Below are 17,650 nucleotides of genomic sequence, written 5' to 3'. Positions count from 1 at the left end.
CCCTCTGATACTATGTACCGTTGTTCTACACTTGATAGGTAAGCATAATGAGCCGTAAAGACAGAATGTTATCCCAACTTGGAATTCGTCAGTGGGTACTTCGTAAGCCTGCTGTGTTAAAAGGCGAGCATTCTGTTCAATTTCCGGATACAACACGTTTACTTATCATTACTGATGATACCGTTGATCTAAATAACGGGCTTTTCTCTGATATTTTTAGCGCCATGGGGATAGATAAAGACGAAATCTATTGTATTACAACAGATGATGTGAGCATGCTCACAGAATCATTTGATCTTCCCTGCTGGTTATTAGGCACTGATCTCATACTTCCCTCTGAATATACTTCTCTGAGAAGCCCTTCATTACATCAGTTATATTTTGATGCTGATGCAAAACGCGATCTTTGGAAACAAATCTATCAATATGAAGACCATTTCACTCTTAAACCCTGCTGATTTACCTTTAGCATGGCAAATTGAAAAATTAAGTCACTCATTCCCTTGGAGTGAAGAAACATTTTATAGTAACCAAGGAAGTCATTATTTTAATCTGAAAATTTGCATTGATAATATTATTGTAGGTTTCGCAATTACGCAATTAATATTAGATGAGGCAACACTTTTTAATATTGCAATCCATCCTGATTATCAGGGAAAAGGTTATGGCAAAGCGCTTTTACTAGAACTAATTGAAAAACTTGAGAAAAAAAATATCACCACCTTGTGGTTAGAGGTGCGAGAATCTAATGAAAAAGCGTTCAATCTCTATGAATCTATAGGATTTAATTTCGTTTCGAAACGCAAAAACTATTACCCAACAAAGACGGGGAATGAAGATGCGATTATCATGGCTTATCCTATTTCTTTCTAATTAAATTTTTATTTAAGTTAAATTTTAAACGCCTTCTATTAGGCGTTTTTTATTTTATTTAAAGTATTAGAATTTTATTTTTTATTAATTGTATTTAAAATTTATCTTTATTTTTACTTAATGTAAATTTATAAAGTTAATTTCACTTTTGTCATCGTTTAATTTTAAAACACTAGGTGATTATCACGGTGTTAAAAAGGTGAATAGTATTTAAAATAAGTAAATTGAGTATTTATTTTTGTTTTAAATAAAGTGATTGATCTCTAAATATAGAAAAATTAAATCTAAATAAAGGTGTATTTATTTTGGTTTTTATATTCAATCCCAATTTTAACCGAAAATAAATAGGCTAATTCTTTGCTTTATTAGTAGCTCAAAAAGGTAACTTGTAAAATTTTTAGTAAACATCGGTATGCTGAGAGTTTCAATGAAAACAAGGTTACTCTATGAGGCGATAGTTAGATTGGTTCTTACAAAGCAAACAAACCAAAGCATTGCAGATGTTACTCGCAGACTGAACTAAGTAAGCCTTCTAGGTTTTAGTAGTGTGGGTTTAAAAATTGGCTATTATACGGCGATTTTCGCCGTAAAATGATAAAAAGATAAACTAGAGAAAGGATTTGGTGTTTAGAAATGATTAGTCATTCCCTGCGAGAAACGGTGAAAGAGTCTTATAAACAGTCTCTTAAAACTCTTTTACCTTATGGCATGTTAGCTACAAAGAAATGGCTTGCAGAGCAGGGCTTGAGTGCGCATTCATTAGATAACGCTGTCAAAACCGATACGTTATTGCTACTAGCTACAGGTGTTTACAGCCAGTATTCCCGATCTGTCACTTGGGAAGGCGTAGTAGCTTCTATGCAGCGTATGATGGGTAAAAGTGTAGATGAACAACTTCCGCCTGTTGTGGTAGGTGGATTGTCAGCGCTTTCCATATCTGGTTTGTCACAATATTTGTCATTAGGGAGTACACCTCATATTCATTTATATGCAGCGAGAAAGCTTCCCTCCTGGCTTGCGAGACTGTCATTACCAATTAAGTTCGAAGGGCATAGTACAAGTAAACTTTGGCCTGATAGCTTATTCAAAGATAGAGCATTTGTTAAAGAGTATAAATGGGAAGAGCAATTGCCACCTGTGTATTTTTCATGCCCGGAAAAAGCCATATTGGAGGTGTTGGTGGGTTTGCCTGAAAGTGAGTCATTTGAACATGCCGATGAGTTAATGCAGGGGTTGGTGAACTTATCTCCAAGAAAGCTTGATACGCTCTTAAAAGCATGTAAAAGCGTAAAGGCCAAACGCTTGTTCTTTTGGCTTGCAAAACGCCAAGCTTATCCTTGGTTTGATAAGTTAAATGTAGAAAATTACGATTTAGGCTCAGGTAAACGTGTTGTTGCTAAAGGTGGAAAGTTGGATACAGAGTATCTAATAACAGTACCTCAGCATATGGCATTGGCAAGTAAAGGATCAGTTTAGTGGAACTAGAAGCCGTAAGGGTGCGCCTAGTAGACCTCATTCACCAAGGACTGACCAATATTGAAAAGGCTTTTTTGCTATCCTTTAAAAATCGAAAGCCCAATTGGTCTTTACTCAGCTTGGATGGAGCCAGTGAGCTTCCTGCCATCAAATGGAAACAAATCAATTTGGCAAGAATGCCGAATGAAAAACATGCACAAGCCCTAGAAAAGCTGAAAGATGTTCTCGGTATATGATTTCTAAAAAATAGACATTTATGTCGTGTTGAACACTTCCATGCCGTGCTCCTGTTACAATATTAACTGTTACAAGATCGAGTATTGCAGTTTAAATTGTAGAAATGGTAACCAATTACGCAACCATTGATTGTTTATACTGACAAGATAGGCGAAAATAAGCGCCAATTAAGATTAACTTACGGGTTGAATGTCTTTATAGTCACTTTAATTGTTACTTATAGCAATATATCAGTGTTTTACATTCTCTCGTCTATCAACTAGAAGATCACCATTGATGTCTAATCCTATTTTTCAGCAAGAAGTTGCTCGTCGTAGAACTTTTGCCATTATTTCCCACCCCGATGCGGGTAAGACAACCATCACTGAAAAAGTGTTGTTATTCGGACAAGCAATTCAACGTGCAGGAACCGTAAAAGGCCGCGGTTCAAATCAGCATGCAAAGTCTGACTGGATGGAAATGGAAAAACAACGTGGTATTTCTATTACAACCTCAGTCATGCAGTTCCCTTATGCAGATTGCTTAGTTAACTTATTAGATACCCCGGGGCATGAAGACTTCTCTGAAGATACTTATCGTACTTTAACCGCAGTTGACTGCTGTTTAATGGTCATTGACTCCTCTAAAGGTGTCGAAGATCGTACTCGTAAGTTAATGGAAGTAACACGTTTACGTGATACCCCAATTCTGACCTTTATGAATAAACTCGACCGTGATATTCGTGATCCAATGGAAGTCATGGACGAAGTTGAAACAGAATTAAAAATTGCGTGTAGCCCAGTTACTTGGCCTATTGGTTGCGGAAAGCTCTTCAAAGGGGTTTACCACATTCTGAAAGATGAAACTTATCTTTATCAAACAGGTCAAGGTCACACTATTCAGGATTCTCGTGTCATCAAAGGGTTAGATAACCCTGAGCTTGATGAAGCTATTGGTGATGATTTAGCAAGTCAATTACGTGATGAATTAGAATTAGTATTAGGTGCTTCTCATGAATTTGATCATGAGGCATTTTTAGCTGGCGAATTAACTCCAGTGTTCTTTGGTACAGCATTAGGTAACTTTGGTGTTAACCATATGCTTGATGGCCTTGTAAAATGGGCGCCAGCACCAATGCCACGCGAAACCGATGTGCGTAAAGTTACCGCTTCTGAAGAAACGTTCACAGGTTTCGTCTTTAAGATCCAAGCAAATATGGATCCTAAACACCGCGACCGTGTTGCATTCTTACGTGTTGTATCTGGTATGTATGATAAAGGCATGAAACTGCATCAAGTTCGTCTCAAAAAAGATGTGGTAATTTCAGATGCATTAACCTTTATGGCGGGTGACCGTTCTCATGTTGAGCATGCTTATCCTGGGGATATTATTGGTCTTCACAACCACGGAACCATTCAAATTGGTGACACCTTTACTCAAGGTGAGATCCTGAAGTTTACAGGTATTCCAAACTTTGCCCCAGAATTGTTCCGCCGTATTCGTTTACGTGATCCGTTAAAACAGAAACAGTTACTTAAAGGATTGGTACAGTTATCAGAAGAGGGTGCTGTACAGGTCTTTAGACCATTGGCAAATAACGATTTAATCGTAGGTGCCGTGGGTGTGCTTCAGTTTGATGTGGTTGTTGCAAGACTGAAGAGTGAATATAACGTTGAAGCAATTTATGAATCCGTTAACGTTTCAACAGCACGCTGGGTTGAATGTAATAACGAGAAAAAACTCGAAGAGTTTAAACGTAAAAATGAACAAAACTTGGCACTTGATGGCGGCGATAATTTAACTTATATCGCACCAACGATGGTCAACTTGAATTTAACGCGTGAGCGTTATCCTGAGGTTGAGTTCCATCAGACCCGTGAACACTAAATACTCGTTCTTACTTGTCATACTTCAAGCTGCAACGTTGTTGACTGTGGCGTTCACTCGCACTAGTCACATACTGATGTATGCTCCTAGCGACTCATTCGCTTGTCGCCTAGTTGCACCTTGAATTATTTAGAGTAAGGGGGCTGTTATTTGAATATTTAACTCAATGAAAAGGCTATATTTTTAATATAGCCTTTTTTGTTTTTTTACCTCATTGCACATTATTTAACAATAACACTCTGTGAGATACTCGATTTCTCTATCAAATTCGTTTTGTATACCCTGAATATCCTGCCCAAAGCCCTTCTTCATTCGGAATTACTCTTTTTTTTTTCTGCTAAAATTATACTCGTTTTTATACTTATTTATAAATAAATGTAAAATTTTTTATAATTTTATGGGTTGTTAATAGAATAAAATCATTAGGATTAGTCTTTATTTGTTATTTTTTGCTTTATTAAATGCCAATAGATTATTAGTGTAATAGCTTAGTTTGTTAAAATTTTTTAGTACTTAATAAAAATACACATATTAAAAATACACATATTTCCTATCGCAGTTATTGTGATTAGGGGGAGAGCAATGAAACAATATAAAACGCTAAAATTAGCGTTAGTAATGTCAATGGGCTTAACTTTTTTCAGTATGGGCGCGTCAGCCGAAACATCGTGGTATAGCGAAATTAATACTGTAACGAATAACACAGGGCAGAATCTAAGCGATACTTCTATTTCTAATAAAATTAAAGATACGCTATTGGCAATGCAAGATATCGATAGTGACAATATTTCTATTCGTACTGAATTTGGGCATGTCTTTCTTTCAGGTTTTGTTGATAGTAAAGCGCAAGAAGAAAAAATATTGCAAGTTATTGAAAAAATTGCAGGTGTTAAAAGCGTAGACTCAGATGTAAATATCAAATCATAAACATGATTTTCTTTTATATTCGTCATCTTCTAAGAAGATATTGTCTAAATTATTTATATGAATACGTAAAAAGAATGACGCCAAAAAAATGTGAGGGTATCCTTTGTTAAGTTGTATAAAGGAGACATTATGGGGAAGTATATACCTGTCACATTAAATAATATTACGGCACTCGAATTTCAATCATCACTGCCACAAGGTAAAGTTGCTTTAGTTTGTGAAGGCGGGGGGCAACGCGGGATCTTTACTGCGGGTGTTCTTGATGAATTTATGCGTTCACAATTTGATCCCTTTGATATTTTACTTGGGGTATCTGCGGGAGCGCAAAATTTATCTGCTTTTGCCTGTGGTCAGCGTGGGTATGCACGTAAAATTATTAATCGCTATACAACCAATAATCAATTCTTCAATCCTATTCGCTTTGTTCGTGGCGGTAATTTACTCGATCTTGATTGGTATATAGAAACAACGGCTAAAGAAATGCCTCTTGATATGCCAACAGCATTACGCCGTTTTGATGCGGGTCGCGAATTTTATATGGTGGCAAGTCGTTCTGATAATTTTCAGGCAAATTATTTTCAGCCCGATGAACCGACTTGGCTTGAGATAATCAAAGCATCCAGTGCCATTCCTGCTTTTTATCGTAATGGTGTCTTATTTCATGATGTTGTTTATCATGACGGCGGTATCAGCGATGCTATTCCTGTGAGAGAAGCTTATCGACGTGGTTGTCGTACTATTGTCGTTGTTCGTACCGTTCCTTCTGAATATCAATATACAACAGAATGGGTTGAGCGTATGGGAAAATGGTTTGAAAATAGCCGTTTACAGCGCTTTATGGCGATGGCTCAAGTCCATATCGAAACCTATACCGACACAATTAAATTTATCCAATCTCCCCCAGAAGATATTGTTGTTATTGAAATATATCCACCAACTACATTGCAATCTAGTGCATTAGGAAGTCGTTTAAATGCATTAAATCATGATTATCATGTGGGTAGACGTTGCGGGCGTTATTTTCTGGCGACAATTGGCCAGCATTTTTCTAAGAAAAAATTCAAACAGTACGATAGAAAAGTCTTTAGTTTGTTTGAACAAGAAGCGAAGGCTGATAAAGCGGAGAATGCTTCTATTATTCAACAAGGAACTCGGAGCGTACATCCTGACGTGAGGCAAATTCAGAATGAATAAATTTATTGATACTCACTGCCATTTTGATTTTCCGGTTTTTTATGATGATATTGCCAACAGCTTGTCACTAGCACATCAAGCTCATATTGAAAAAATAATTATTCCCGCCGTTGCACGTTGGAATTTTGATGTTGTTGCAGAGTTAGCGAATAATCATCATCAATTATATTGTGCATTGGGGTTACACCCTTTATATATTGAAGAGCACACTGAACAGCATCTCTTAGAATTAAAACAGAAATTAAAAACAGCTTCTCGTTGTGTTGCCATCGGAGAGATAGGACTTGATGACTATATGGATAATCCTCAGCCTGAGAAGCAAGAGGCGTTTTTAATTGCACAGCTTAAACTAGCGATTGAATTTGATTTGCCTGTGATCCTACATTCACGTAAAACCCACGATAAGTTAAGCGCACTTTTACGCCGTTATGATGTGCCTCGCAAAGGGGTTATTCATGGTTTTGCAGGAAGTCTGCAACAGGCAGAAAAGTTTATTCAGCAAGGCTATTTTATTGGCGTTGGTGGAACTATTACTTATGAGCGAGCACAAAAAACTCGCCGCGCAATTGCCTCGTTACCACTAGAATATCTGTTATTAGAGACAGATGCTCCTGATATGCCTGTGAGTGGTTTTCAAGGTGAACCTAATCGCCCTGAGCGTATTCAGAACGTTTTTTCCCAACTCTGTGAGCTGCGTCAAGGATCACCAGAGGTGATCGCAGAGCAACTCTATCTCAATAGCCTACAATTATTCCGATTAAAAGATAACACCTCGTCTTTATCCTAAACTTATTTAATCAAAAAGATTAAAAATACGCCTTATTTTAATTGTACTTATACAAATAAAACGTTCATTTATTTCTGCTATTTAAGATTAAAGCCATCATTTGTTAATCGAATGATATTTTTTTTAAATTAGCCTATTCAATAAGTGCGTTTTTTAGGTTTATTTATGTGATCTACTTCTCATTTGTGGGTTTTGTGTTGCTTTTTTCAAGCGCTATTTGTGATGGATATAGAGGGTTCTTTTTCTGGACTAGGTATAATTATCTGGCAAAAAGAGTCAATAATCTCAGGCTAGAGCATTATTGATAATCCATTAAATTTTTATGTGAACAGGGATCCTTCAATGCAACTCATTATGAGCTTGGTCGGAATGGCAACATTAATATTGATAGCCATTCTATTTTCCAGCAATCGACGTGCAATTAGACTACGTACAGTTGGTGGCGCATTCCTTATTCAGATTGGCTTAGGTGCATTTGTTCTTTATTCCGACGGTGGTCGCGAAGTGCTTCTTGCGGTTTCTGATGGTGTTAAGAATGTTATTGATTACGGCAATAATGGGATGAGCTTCCTATTTGCAGGCCTAGTATCAGATAAAATGTTCGAGTTGTTTGGTGGTGGCGGTTTCGTATTCGCCCTACGCGTACTGCCTGTTATCGTGTTTTTCTCCTCTTTAATTGCTGTGCTGTATTACCTCGGCATTATGCAAATTGTGATTAAGATTCTTGGTGGTGGTTTACAAAAAGTCCTTGGTACATCACGTACAGAATCGATGTCTGCAACAGCCAATATCTTTGTGGGTCAGACCGAAGCTCCGCTTGTTGTTCGTCCTTATATTGCAAGAATGACAACCTCTGAGTTATTCGCTGTTATGTGTGGTGGTCTTGCTTCTGTTGCGGGTTCTGTTCTTGCTGGATATGCAAGCATGGGTGTGCCATTAGAGTATTTGATTACGGCATCATTTATGGCAGCACCAGGTGGTTTACTCTTTGCTAAGCTGTTGATCCCTGAAACAGAAACGCCAGACGATCAAAAAGATGCGCTGGATAAAATGACCGATGAAGAAAAACCAGCAAATATTATTGATGCGGCCGCAGCTGGCGCATCTTCAGGCCTACAACTGGCACTTAACGTCGGTGCTATGTTACTTGCTTTCGTTGCGTTAATTGCATTAGTCAATGGTATCTTAGGTGGCATTGGTGGCTGGTTTGGTTATGAGAATTTCTCATTAGAATTAGTATTAGGTTGGGTTTTTGCACCTATTGCTTTCTTAATCGGTGTACCTTGGAGTGAAGCGACCGTTGCTGGCTCATTTATTGGTCAAAAACTAGTTATTAATGAATTCTATGCTTACTCTGAATTTAGCAAATATCTACAAGATGAAGCTCAAGTTGCTGCATCAGGCTTAATCATCTTATCAGAGCAAACAAAGATAATTATCTCCTTTGCACTGTGCGGTTTTGCTAACCTCTCTTCCGTTGCTGTACTGCTAGGTGGTTTAGGCGGAATGGCTCCAAATCGCCGTAAAGACGTGGCTCGTTTAGGGATGAAAGCCGTACTTGCTGGTACACTCTCTAACTTAATGAGTGCGACGATTGCAGGTTTCTTCTTTGCATTAACCGCAATGGCTGTTGTTGCTGCTTAATTGATTTTGATTATAAAGAGCAGATGGGTTTTGCCTGTCTGCTCTTTTATGTTTGTTTTCTGCTGTAATGTTAACTACTTTTATTGTGAGAGATATTTCGCAATTTGTATTGAATAGGGTCAATAGCGATATCATTTCATATTGATCTCGCTTTTTTTGCGTTATAAAGACGACTTAGAGGCGTTATTCGAGTAACATTAAACCAGAAAATGACCTAATTGTGATGTTGGTCACACTTATATGTCATTGTTTGCAAGTTGCATTTGATTAGTGTGACGTAAAGCACATCTAATTGTTCCTTAGCGTGTTCAAATAAGATGTGCTGAAACTTCATGGAATGGCGAAGGCTCAATGACGGGTCGCCGAAGTGAGCATAGCGCGGTGAGAGGGAGCTCAGCTGTCGTTGTAGCACAAGTTACAACAACATCTTCAAGGAACCAAGTCCGCTCGCCAACAAATTTAATCGCTAACCTTAAGCGTACGCCCAAAAGGGCTTGAGAAACATCGTTGGAGAGTTTTATGACAGATTTAACCGCTGCAGCGCGCCTTGCGCTGTCTTTGATGGATTTAACTACATTAAATGATGACGACACTGATGCAAAAGTGACTGCATTGTGTCATCAGGCTAAAAGCCCTGAAGGGAATACTGCCGCTATTTGTATCTATCCACGTTTTATTCCGTTAGCACGTAAAGTGTTACGCGAACAGGGTACTCCAGAAGTCCGTATCGCAACCGTAACTAACTTCCCTCATGGTAATGATGATTTAGATATCGCATTAGCAGAAACCAACGCGGCATTAGCTTATGGCGCAGATGAGGTTGACGTAGTTTTCCCTTACCGTGCATTTATGGCAGGTAACGAGCAAATCGGTTTTGATATCGTTAAAGCATGTAAAGAAGCTTGTGCAGACGCGGGTGCTTTACTGAAAGTAATTATTGAAACGGGTGAGCTGAAAGATCCAGCGCTTATCCGTAAAGCATCTGAAATTTCAATCAAAGCAGGTGCTGACTTTATTAAAACTTCCACAGGTAAAGTACCTGTAAATGCAACACTGGAAAGCGCTGAGTTAATGATCCAAGTGATCCACGATATGGGTGTTGGCAAAGAAGTTGGTTTCAAACCAGCGGGTGGTGTACGTACCGCTGAAGAAGCTGCTCAATACCTTGCATTAGCTAACCGCATTATGGGTGACAACTGGGTTGATGCCCGTCACTTCCGCTTTGGTGCGTCAAGCCTGTTAGGTAATTTATTAGCCACTTTAGGTCATGGCGAACAAAAATCGTCTAGTGGTTACTAATCCATTCGTGAAATACGCCCACTTTTCGTTATTGTGGGCGTTACCAATGCTATAAAACCAGGAGGTTGCAGTGTTTCTTGCCCAAGAGATTATTCGTAAAAAGCGTGATGGTCATCCTTTAACTGAGGAAGAAATTCGTTTTTTCATTAATGGCGTCAGAGATAATACTGTTTCTGAAGGTCAAATTGCTGCCTTAGCAATGACTATTTATTTCCACGACATGACAATGCCAGAGCGTGTTGCTTTGACATTAGCTATGCGTGATTCCGGTTCAGTACTGAACTGGAAAAGCTTAAACTTAAATGGCCCAATTGTTGATAAACATTCAACCGGTGGTGTGGGTGATGTTACTTCACTGATGTTAGGGCCAATGGTTGCTGCTTGTGGTGGTTATGTTCCTATGATTTCTGGTCGTGGATTAGGCCACACAGGCGGAACATTAGATAAGCTTGAAGCAATACCGGGCTTTGATATTTTCCCTGATGATGAGAAATTCCGCGACATTATTCGCAATGTCGGCGTTGCCATCATTGGACAAACTAATTCATTAGCACCTGCTGACAAACGCTTTTATGCTACCCGTGATATTACTGCTACAGTTGATTCAATCCCGCTTATCACTGCATCTATTTTAGGTAAAAAATTAGCTGAAGGCTTAGATGCATTAGTGATGGACGTTAAAGTTGGCTCGGGTGCTTTTATGCCGACTTATCAAAAATCGGAAGAGCTGGCTGAGTCAATTGTCCAAGTAGCAAATGGCGCTGGCTGTCAAACCACTGCACTGTTAACTGATATGAACGAAGTATTAGCTTCTAGCGCAGGTAATGCGGTTGAAGTTCGTGAAGCGGTTCAATTCTTAACAGGCGAATATCGTAATCCACGTCTATTTGAAGTCACTATGGCGCTGTGTGTTGAAATGTTAGTATCAGGTCGTTTAGCGGATGATCGTCAACAAGCTCGCCAAAAACTGCAAGATGTGTTGGATAACGGTAAAGCAGCAGAAGTCTTTGGTCGTATGGTTACAGCACAGAAAGGCCCAACTGATTTTGTTGAAAACTACAATAAATACCTGCCAACTGCGGTATTAAGTAAACCTGTATTCGCTGAGAAAACAGGATTCATCACAGAAATGGATACACGTGCATTAGGTATGTCTGTTGTGACATTAGGTGGCGGTCGCCGTAAAGCGACTGATGCTATTGATTACAGTGTTGGCTTAAGCGACATCGCAGCACTTGGTGCTGAGATCAATACAGATACACCTTTAGCAATGATCCATGCTAACAGTGAAAAATCATGGCAAGAAGCTGCGGCTGAAGTCCGTAAAGCGATGGTAATTGGTGACAGCAAACGCGAAGCTTCACCAATGGTGTACCGCCAAATCAGCGAATAAGAACTCAATTACGATTTATAAGTGACATATCCGTAGCCTACGGAGAATGACACAGGAGAGAGAATTATGAAACGTGTACATATCATGGTATTAGATTCCTTCGGTATCGGTGCTGCCGGTGATGCGGAGAAATTCGGTGACCAAGGTTCAGACACTTTAGGGCATATCGCACAAGCGTTTGCTGACGGTAAAGCAGATAGAGACGGCCGTAAAGGTCCTCTTCATTTACCTAATCTTTGCCGTTTAGGTTTAGGTAAAGCTGCGGAAGAATCAACAGGTAAATTCCCTATCGGTTTAGACAAAAACGCAGATATTATCGGTGCTTATGGCTACGCGAGTGAAATCTCTTCTGGTAAAGATACTCCGTCAGGCCACTGGGAAATCGCAGGTGTTCCTGTTCTATTTGATTGGGGATACTTCAAAGAACTGAAAAATTCATTCCCACAAGAGCTGTTAGAAAACATCGTTAAACGTGCCAAATTACCTGGATACTTAGGTAACTGCCACGCATCTGGTACAGTGATTCTGGATGAACTGGGTGAAGAGCATATGAAAACTGGTAAGCCGATTTTCTATACCTCTGCTGACTCTGTATTCCAAATTGCATGTCATGAAGAAACTTACGGTTTAGATGAATTATATGAGCTGTGTGAAATTGCTCGTGATGAACTAAACAAAGGCGATTACAACATTGGTCGTGTTATTGCGCGTCCATTTATCGGTGACAAACCAGGTAACTTCGCTCGTACAGGTAACCGTCATGATTTAGCGGTTGAGCCACCAGCACCAACTATGTTGAAAAAACTGGTTGATGAAAAACAAGGCCACGTTGTTTCTATCGGTAAAATTGCTGACATCTACGCAAACGTAGGTATCACTAAGAAAGTGAAAGCAACGGGTATTGATGCTCTGTTTGATGCGACACTTGAAGAAATGAAACTTGCGGGTGATAACACTATCGTCTTTACCAACTTTGTTGATTTTGACTCCTCTTACGGTCACCGTCGTGATGCTGTAGGTTATGGTGAAGCACTTGAGTTATTCGATCGTCGCTTACCAGAACTGATGGAACTGGTAAAAGAAGATGACATTCTTATTTTAACAGCAGACCACGGTTGCGACCCAACTTGGCCAGGTTCTGATCATACTCGTGAGCACATTCCTGTTCTGGTTTATGGTCCTAAAGTTAAACCAGGTTCATTAGGTCATCGTGAAACCTTCGCGGATATCGGTCAAACTGTTGTGAAATACTTCGGTTTATCACCAGTCGATTACGGTAAAGCGATGTTCTAATTTTATTTCGGTAGGTATAGCAATATACCTACCGAATAATATTTAAATAGTAAAAAGATCAATTAAAAGGAAGAGTTATGGCTACCCCTCATATTAACGCAGAAATGGGCGATTTTGCTGATGTCGTTTTAATGCCGGGCGACCCGCTTCGTGCTAAATACATCGCTGAAACTTTTTTACAAGATGTCCGTCAAGTAAATAACGTTCGTGGTATGTTAGGTTTTACAGGTACGTATAAAGGCCGTAAGATTTCTGTTATGGGTCACGGTATGGGTATTCCTTCTTGCTCAATTTACGCAAAAGAATTAATTACTGATTTCGGCGTAAAAGTGATCATCCGTGTGGGCTCATGTGGTGCGGTATTACCAGACGTTGAACTACGTGACGTTGTTATCGGTATGGGTGCATGTACAGACTCTAAAGTTAACCGTCTACGTTTCAAAGACCAAGACTTTGCTGCTATTGCAGATTTTGAATTAGTTCAAAATGCAGTATCTGCAGCTAAAGCAAAAGATATTAAAGTTCGTGTTGGTAATATCTTCTCTGCTGATCTGTTCTACTCTCCAGATCCAGAAATGTTTGATGTTATGGAAAAATACGGCATCCTTGGTGTTGAAATGGAAGCTGCTGGTATCTATGGTGTTGCTGCTGAATATGGTGCAAGAGCACTGACTATCTGTACTGTCTCTGATCACATCAAAAAAGGGACACAAACTACAGCAGAAGAGCGTCAAACGACTTTTAACGAAATGATTGAAATTGCATTAGAATCTGTTCTGTTATTAGAAGACTAATCAATACATCTCGTTGCTTAATAATAGTAAAAACCCAATTCTTTGAATTGGGTTTTTTTATGTCTAATCAATAATATGGCAAATTAAGGTGCATAAATATAGGTTTCTAAATAAGGATCCATTTTAATTGAGTAATTTTTTAAATTATCCAGGCTTGGTGTTAATGGCCCTTTGCACTCTTTTTTACTGATAATATTATTGTCTTTATAAACAATAACACCATTAAATTGCCATCCTCTACCTTCACCGTCGTAAACAACGTAGCTGTAGTTCCCATTCTTAAATCGAACATAAGTCGATGCCCCTGCAACAAACATCTGATGCCCGTAAAAGACATTATTATTGGGTTGTTGAGGTACTGGTAGTGTTATCTCTGTTTTAGCAAGTGTGCCATAACGATACACAGGGGGTTTTCCCTGTTCAGCGGATACACTGACATACTTACCATTTTCAAGTTGGCAGGTAAATTCTTCAGCATGGACACTTGCGGATAATAATACGAATACAGCAACAATAGCCATATGTGCTTTCATATTGTGTTCTCCGTTAATTACCTACTCTATTACTTTAAGTATCGGCAAAGAAAACAAAATATGTAGAGTGAATATTCTGATTATTTAGCCAAGTTACTAATTTTCATTTTAACCAATATTTGTTTTATTTCCAGAATAATCAACTGTGATAATTTCTTTGTTTATTTTTTCATTGAATGTTATCTGCCAAACCAGCCTTATCCAATATTTTATATCTAATAATAGTTAAAATTAGAATTAATTTGCTAATTATGAAAAATATCATAGTGATTTCTTTTGATTTTGTTCTTTTTAATTAAATTAAATGTAATTTTCACTGTGCCAATTGTAGAAATAACAGATTAATTCAATTAATTAAATTAAGAATTCAGTAATATCAGTTGGTTAGCATTCTATTGTTATATTTTGATTATATTTCAAATAGTTAATAGTATTGCAGGTGATTATTTTTGTTTTTATCTTTATTTTCATTGTGATGTCAGTCACATAAGCATATAAATGAAATAATCACATCTGTAAATTTAACTTTCCGAAAATTTCTATTGTATTGATATTAAATAAAATATTTTGTTTTATGTGGTTGCCAGCAGAACCTATGCGATCGCATGAAGCACTAACTAATTTAATTAGAAAATGTATAGTATTGCTATGCAATCAATTTAAAATTTTGTCGGTTTCTATTTGGAGAATATAGTGAAAAATCAAGATTTATTAGGTCTATCTTCTGCTAACATTCTAAATGCGGAATTTGAGAAGAAATACCACGACGTTATTGCTCACTTTTTCAGCCGAGATCCGAAGTATTGGCCGATATTTCAGGATAAAACCATCCAATCGATTACACAGTTTAGAAAAACAACGACTAATGATAATGACCAATTACAGCGTTATTCTAATGGGCCACAATTACTTGAACGTTTAATGGCAGATACACAAATCCAACAAAACATTAATTACCCAGAAAACGATCCTAATGAATTACTGATGTTAGTTTCGACACTGTGTAAAAACTGGGAAAACCCACTAGCTGTTGAAAACGTTATTGCGATGCCAAGTGATCCAGGTGTTTATGGATCAATCTTAGGATTAATGGGCAATCCTAATATGGTGTATTGCGAATATTCAGGTGTTGCTGATGCGTTAGAAAAAGTGACGATCAAAAAAGTCGCAAAATTAGTGGGATACGATCCTGAAGTTGCCTCTGGTGTATTCACTCAAGGTGGCACCATGTGTAACTTATATGGTTATCTTTTTGGCTTACGCAAATCTATGCCAAATTCTAAACATTTAGGTATGGCAGCAGATCAAGACTATCGCATTATTAACTCTCAAGGTGGTCACTATTCAAACATGACCAACCTTGCACTATTAGGTGTTGATGTCGATAACAAAACGATCCGTATTAAAGTATCTGAAGATAATACGATTAATCTAGAACACTTAGAGCGTGAATTAAGAGCCTGCTTTACTGTTAAGTGTAAAGTGCCAACTATCATGTTAACCACAGGCACAACAGATACCTTTGGTGTCGATGATGTGAAAGGTGTTTGTGAATTACGTGACCGCTTATGTGAAGAATTTGAGATCCCTGTTAAGCCACATGTCCACGTTGATGCTGCCGTTGGTTGGCCGATTATTTTCTTCTTAGAATATGACTTTAGCGGTAACCCTCTAGCAATTAATGATGTCACTTTAGAAGGCTTACGCCAGAACGTTGAGAAATTCAAACATCTGAAATATGCCGACTCTATCACTATCGACTTCCACAAATGGGGATATGTACCTTACACCTCAAGCTTAGTACTAGTGAAAAATGGTAATGACTTCGTTGCACTGGAAAACGATCCTGAAAACTTCACCTATTTTGAGCACGAATTAGAAGGTCAAACCCACTTACAATCAACTATTGAATGTACACGTAGTGGTGTGGGTATTTTTGGTGCTTATTCTGCGATGCACTATATGGGCATTGAAGGTTACCAAACTATTATTGCCCACTGTTTGCAAAACGCGAACTATATGCGCCATCAGTTATTAGAGATGGGCAATGCAAAAGTGATCGTGCCACAAAACCAAGGGCCAAGTGTTGGCTTTAAATTGTATGATCCAAACTTAGTGAAAGATCCTAATGTTGCTTTTGATCTAGAGTTAACGTGCGCTACAGACAAAGAAGCGTATGATTTTATGGTTCACAATACTCAGTGGCATAGAAAACTTTTCTTACAGCGCGGTAGAGAAGGCTTATTTACTAACTGGGTTGATTCTATTGCTTGTTCTAAATATGCAAAAAATAACCGTTATATTTATCTTCCAGGTGAAAAAGCGGTATTTATGAACCCAAATACTGAACGCGCACATATTGATAATTTCATGAAGATTTTAACTGAAATGAGTCAAAATATGAGCTGGAAAAAGGCTGCAAAAATCTAATTAAATCCTTGTCTGATTAAATAAAACAAACTGTACTTTAGTAGAGGAAACTCATATTAAGGTACAGTTTTTGTTTTATATGATAATAGTTGCAGATTATCTGAGTTGGCTATCTTTACTACCACGGCGATTATATCCACTAAAGGCATTATTCTTTTTATCAATTACCTCTTGGCAATTTAAACAATAACGTACGCCAGGAACGGCTTTTTGCCGAGCCACAGAGATTGGCTCACCGCACTCATCACAAAACGCAGCGCTTTCGCCGTGTGTCATTTGATTGCGAGCTCTTGCAATTGCATCATCAATGGTGGCATCGATTTGCTCTTGAACAGCACTATCATTAGCCCATCCACTTGCCATCATATTCTCCTACTTTAACAGTGAATATAAACATTATTATTGGGGCTTTGGTGAAAAAATCAACAGAGAGAAAGGGGAAATGCGTCTTAGGATATTGCAAGAGAAATAAAAAACCCCTCATGCAGAGGGGTAAATTTTAGAGGCATAATACGTCGTTGTTATTGTTTTTGTTCTCTAATAAACAGAGAAATAATAAAGAAGAGGGCGACGAATACGATAATTAGGTTAAAGCCAACAGAAACATTATAGCTTTCTGAAACCTGACCGATTAATGAACCAGCTAAGGCTCCGCCCAATCCTGAAGCAACATAAATCAATCCCATCACAGAGCCACTTTTGCTGGTTAATTTTGTAGCAACCGCTGCGGCTGTTGGAAATAGAACAGATAATGCAAAACCAAACACCATAAATAGATAAACAACATCTTGCACAAAAATACGGCTGACAATAATGGCTATCAGAGAGAACAGAATAAGCGTTTTGCGATCACCTAATGCAAGGTTAATAAAGCCACCAATAAAGCGACCGATGGTAAATAAGA

Annotated in this window: 17 protein-coding genes; 14 read left to right on the top strand and 3 right to left on the bottom strand. The window is 38.2% G+C overall.

Going from position 1 to position 17,650, the window contains the following annotated elements:
- Positions 1 to 47 precede the first annotated feature (47 nt).
- The 13 genes from JEP36_RS14725 (at position 48) to deoD (ending at position 13,783) form a co-directional block, all read left to right on the top strand.
- A complete protein-coding gene (locus JEP36_RS14725; protein ID WP_023582915.1) occupies positions 48 to 458 on the top strand; it encodes a DNA polymerase III subunit psi in 411 nt (136 codons plus the stop codon).
- Entirely contained in the window at positions 427 to 873 is a 447-nt protein-coding gene (gene rimI, locus JEP36_RS14720) for a ribosomal protein S18-alanine N-acetyltransferase (RefSeq protein ID WP_109374374.1), read from the top strand. The genes JEP36_RS14725 and rimI overlap by 32 nt, the downstream gene beginning before the upstream one ends.
- A gap of 633 nt (positions 874 to 1,506) precedes the next feature.
- Complete coding sequence (locus tag JEP36_RS14715) at positions 1,507 to 2,349, top strand: type IV toxin-antitoxin system AbiEi family antitoxin domain-containing protein (protein WP_198620705.1); 843 nt, start codon at positions 1,507 to 1,509, stop codon at positions 2,347 to 2,349.
- A complete protein-coding gene (locus JEP36_RS14710) occupies positions 2,349 to 2,585 on the top strand; it encodes a hypothetical protein (RefSeq protein ID WP_196564177.1) in 237 nt (78 codons plus the stop codon). Before JEP36_RS14715 ends, JEP36_RS14710 begins: the two co-directional genes overlap by 1 nt.
- A gap of 277 nt (positions 2,586 to 2,862) precedes the next feature.
- Positions 2,863 to 4,452, top strand: coding sequence for a peptide chain release factor 3 (gene prfC, locus JEP36_RS14705; RefSeq protein ID WP_109374372.1), 1,590 nt, complete (start codon positions 2,863 to 2,865; stop codon positions 4,450 to 4,452).
- Positions 4,453 to 5,034: 582 nt separating this feature from the next.
- The gene (locus tag JEP36_RS14700) at positions 5,035 to 5,379 is read left to right on the top strand and encodes a BON domain-containing protein (protein WP_198620706.1); all 345 of its coding nucleotides are present in this window, start codon (positions 5,035 to 5,037) and stop codon (positions 5,377 to 5,379) included.
- Between the two features lie 129 nt (positions 5,380 to 5,508).
- On the top strand, positions 5,509 to 6,573 hold the full coding sequence (locus JEP36_RS14695; protein WP_198630392.1) for a patatin-like phospholipase family protein: 1,065 nt from the start codon (positions 5,509 to 5,511) through the stop codon (positions 6,571 to 6,573).
- Positions 6,566 to 7,360, top strand: coding sequence for a TatD family hydrolase (locus JEP36_RS14690; RefSeq protein ID WP_198620707.1), 795 nt, complete (start codon positions 6,566 to 6,568; stop codon positions 7,358 to 7,360). The genes JEP36_RS14695 and JEP36_RS14690 overlap by 8 nt, the downstream gene beginning before the upstream one ends.
- Before the next feature lie 342 nt (positions 7,361 to 7,702).
- Entirely contained in the window at positions 7,703 to 9,004 is a 1,302-nt protein-coding gene (locus JEP36_RS14685; protein ID WP_109372967.1) for a NupC/NupG family nucleoside CNT transporter, read from the top strand.
- A gap of 519 nt (positions 9,005 to 9,523) precedes the next feature.
- Positions 9,524 to 10,303 (top strand): deoxyribose-phosphate aldolase, encoded by a 780-nt coding sequence (deoC, locus tag JEP36_RS14680; RefSeq protein WP_109372968.1) that lies wholly within the window; start codon positions 9,524 to 9,526, stop codon positions 10,301 to 10,303.
- A gap of 70 nt (positions 10,304 to 10,373) precedes the next feature.
- Positions 10,374 to 11,696 carry a thymidine phosphorylase gene (gene deoA / locus JEP36_RS14675; RefSeq protein WP_198626229.1) on the top strand — a complete coding sequence of 441 codons (1,323 nt, stop codon included), beginning with the start codon at positions 10,374 to 10,376 and terminating at the stop codon, positions 11,694 to 11,696.
- 66 nt (positions 11,697 to 11,762) lie between these two features.
- Positions 11,763 to 12,989 (top strand): phosphopentomutase, encoded by a 1,227-nt coding sequence (gene deoB, locus JEP36_RS14670; protein ID WP_099074519.1) that lies wholly within the window; start codon positions 11,763 to 11,765, stop codon positions 12,987 to 12,989.
- Between the two features lie 77 nt (positions 12,990 to 13,066).
- Positions 13,067 to 13,783, top strand: coding sequence for a purine-nucleoside phosphorylase (deoD, locus tag JEP36_RS14665; RefSeq protein WP_100158856.1), 717 nt, complete (start codon positions 13,067 to 13,069; stop codon positions 13,781 to 13,783).
- Between the two features lie 83 nt (positions 13,784 to 13,866).
- On the opposite strand, the gene JEP36_RS14660 is transcribed toward deoD, so the two are convergent.
- Positions 13,867 to 14,316 (bottom strand): hypothetical protein, encoded by a 450-nt coding sequence (locus tag JEP36_RS14660; protein ID WP_198620709.1) that lies wholly within the window; start codon positions 14,314 to 14,316, stop codon positions 13,867 to 13,869.
- A 693-nt stretch (positions 14,317 to 15,009) separates the two neighbouring features.
- Here JEP36_RS14660 and JEP36_RS14655 point away from each other — a divergent pair.
- Positions 15,010 to 16,746, top strand: coding sequence for a pyridoxal phosphate-dependent decarboxylase family protein (locus JEP36_RS14655; protein WP_198620710.1), 1,737 nt, complete (start codon positions 15,010 to 15,012; stop codon positions 16,744 to 16,746).
- Positions 16,747 to 16,842: 96 nt separating this feature from the next.
- Here JEP36_RS14655 and JEP36_RS14650 read toward each other — a convergent pair whose 3' ends face one another.
- Entirely contained in the window at positions 16,843 to 17,109 is a 267-nt protein-coding gene (locus JEP36_RS14650) for a DksA/TraR family C4-type zinc finger protein (RefSeq protein ID WP_198620711.1), read from the bottom strand.
- A gap of 158 nt (positions 17,110 to 17,267) precedes the next feature.
- Positions 17,268 to 17,650 (bottom strand): MFS transporter (locus JEP36_RS14645; protein ID WP_198630391.1); only part of this gene is annotated, 383 nt, incomplete at its 5' end.

Origin of the sequence: Proteus sp. PR00208 (assembly GCF_016238545.1) — a bacterium.
Taxonomy (GTDB): domain Bacteria; phylum Pseudomonadota; class Gammaproteobacteria; order Enterobacterales; family Enterobacteriaceae; genus Proteus.
The sequence above is the reverse complement of the archived record's forward strand: the minus strand, read 5'-3'. Positions and strand labels throughout refer to the sequence as shown.

Excerpts from the sequence above, each read along its gene's own strand:
- deoD (WP_100158856.1), top strand. The coding sequence starts at position 13,067 with ATGGCTACCCCTCATATTAACGCAGAAATGGGCGATTTTGCTGATGTC.
- JEP36_RS14660 (WP_198620709.1), bottom strand. The coding sequence starts at position 14,316 with ATGAAAGCACATATGGCTATTGTTGCTGTATTCGTATTATTATCCGCA.
- rimI (WP_109374374.1), top strand. The coding sequence starts at position 427 with ATGAAGACCATTTCACTCTTAAACCCTGCTGATTTACCTTTAGCATGG.
- deoC (WP_109372968.1), top strand. The coding sequence starts at position 9,524 with ATGACAGATTTAACCGCTGCAGCGCGCCTTGCGCTGTCTTTGATGGAT.
- JEP36_RS14685 (WP_109372967.1), top strand. The coding sequence starts at position 7,703 with ATGCAACTCATTATGAGCTTGGTCGGAATGGCAACATTAATATTGATA.
- JEP36_RS14725 (WP_023582915.1), top strand. The coding sequence starts at position 48 with ATGAGCCGTAAAGACAGAATGTTATCCCAACTTGGAATTCGTCAGTGG.
- JEP36_RS14700 (WP_198620706.1), top strand. The coding sequence starts at position 5,035 with ATGAAACAATATAAAACGCTAAAATTAGCGTTAGTAATGTCAATGGGC.
- JEP36_RS14650 (WP_198620711.1), bottom strand. The coding sequence starts at position 17,109 with ATGGCAAGTGGATGGGCTAATGATAGTGCTGTTCAAGAGCAAATCGAT.
- deoB (WP_099074519.1), top strand. The coding sequence starts at position 11,763 with ATGAAACGTGTACATATCATGGTATTAGATTCCTTCGGTATCGGTGCT.
- JEP36_RS14715 (WP_198620705.1), top strand. The coding sequence starts at position 1,507 with ATGATTAGTCATTCCCTGCGAGAAACGGTGAAAGAGTCTTATAAACAG.
- JEP36_RS14690 (WP_198620707.1), top strand. The coding sequence starts at position 6,566 with ATGAATAAATTTATTGATACTCACTGCCATTTTGATTTTCCGGTTTTT.
- prfC (WP_109374372.1), top strand. The coding sequence starts at position 2,863 with ATGTCTAATCCTATTTTTCAGCAAGAAGTTGCTCGTCGTAGAACTTTT.
- JEP36_RS14695 (WP_198630392.1), top strand. The coding sequence starts at position 5,509 with ATGGGGAAGTATATACCTGTCACATTAAATAATATTACGGCACTCGAA.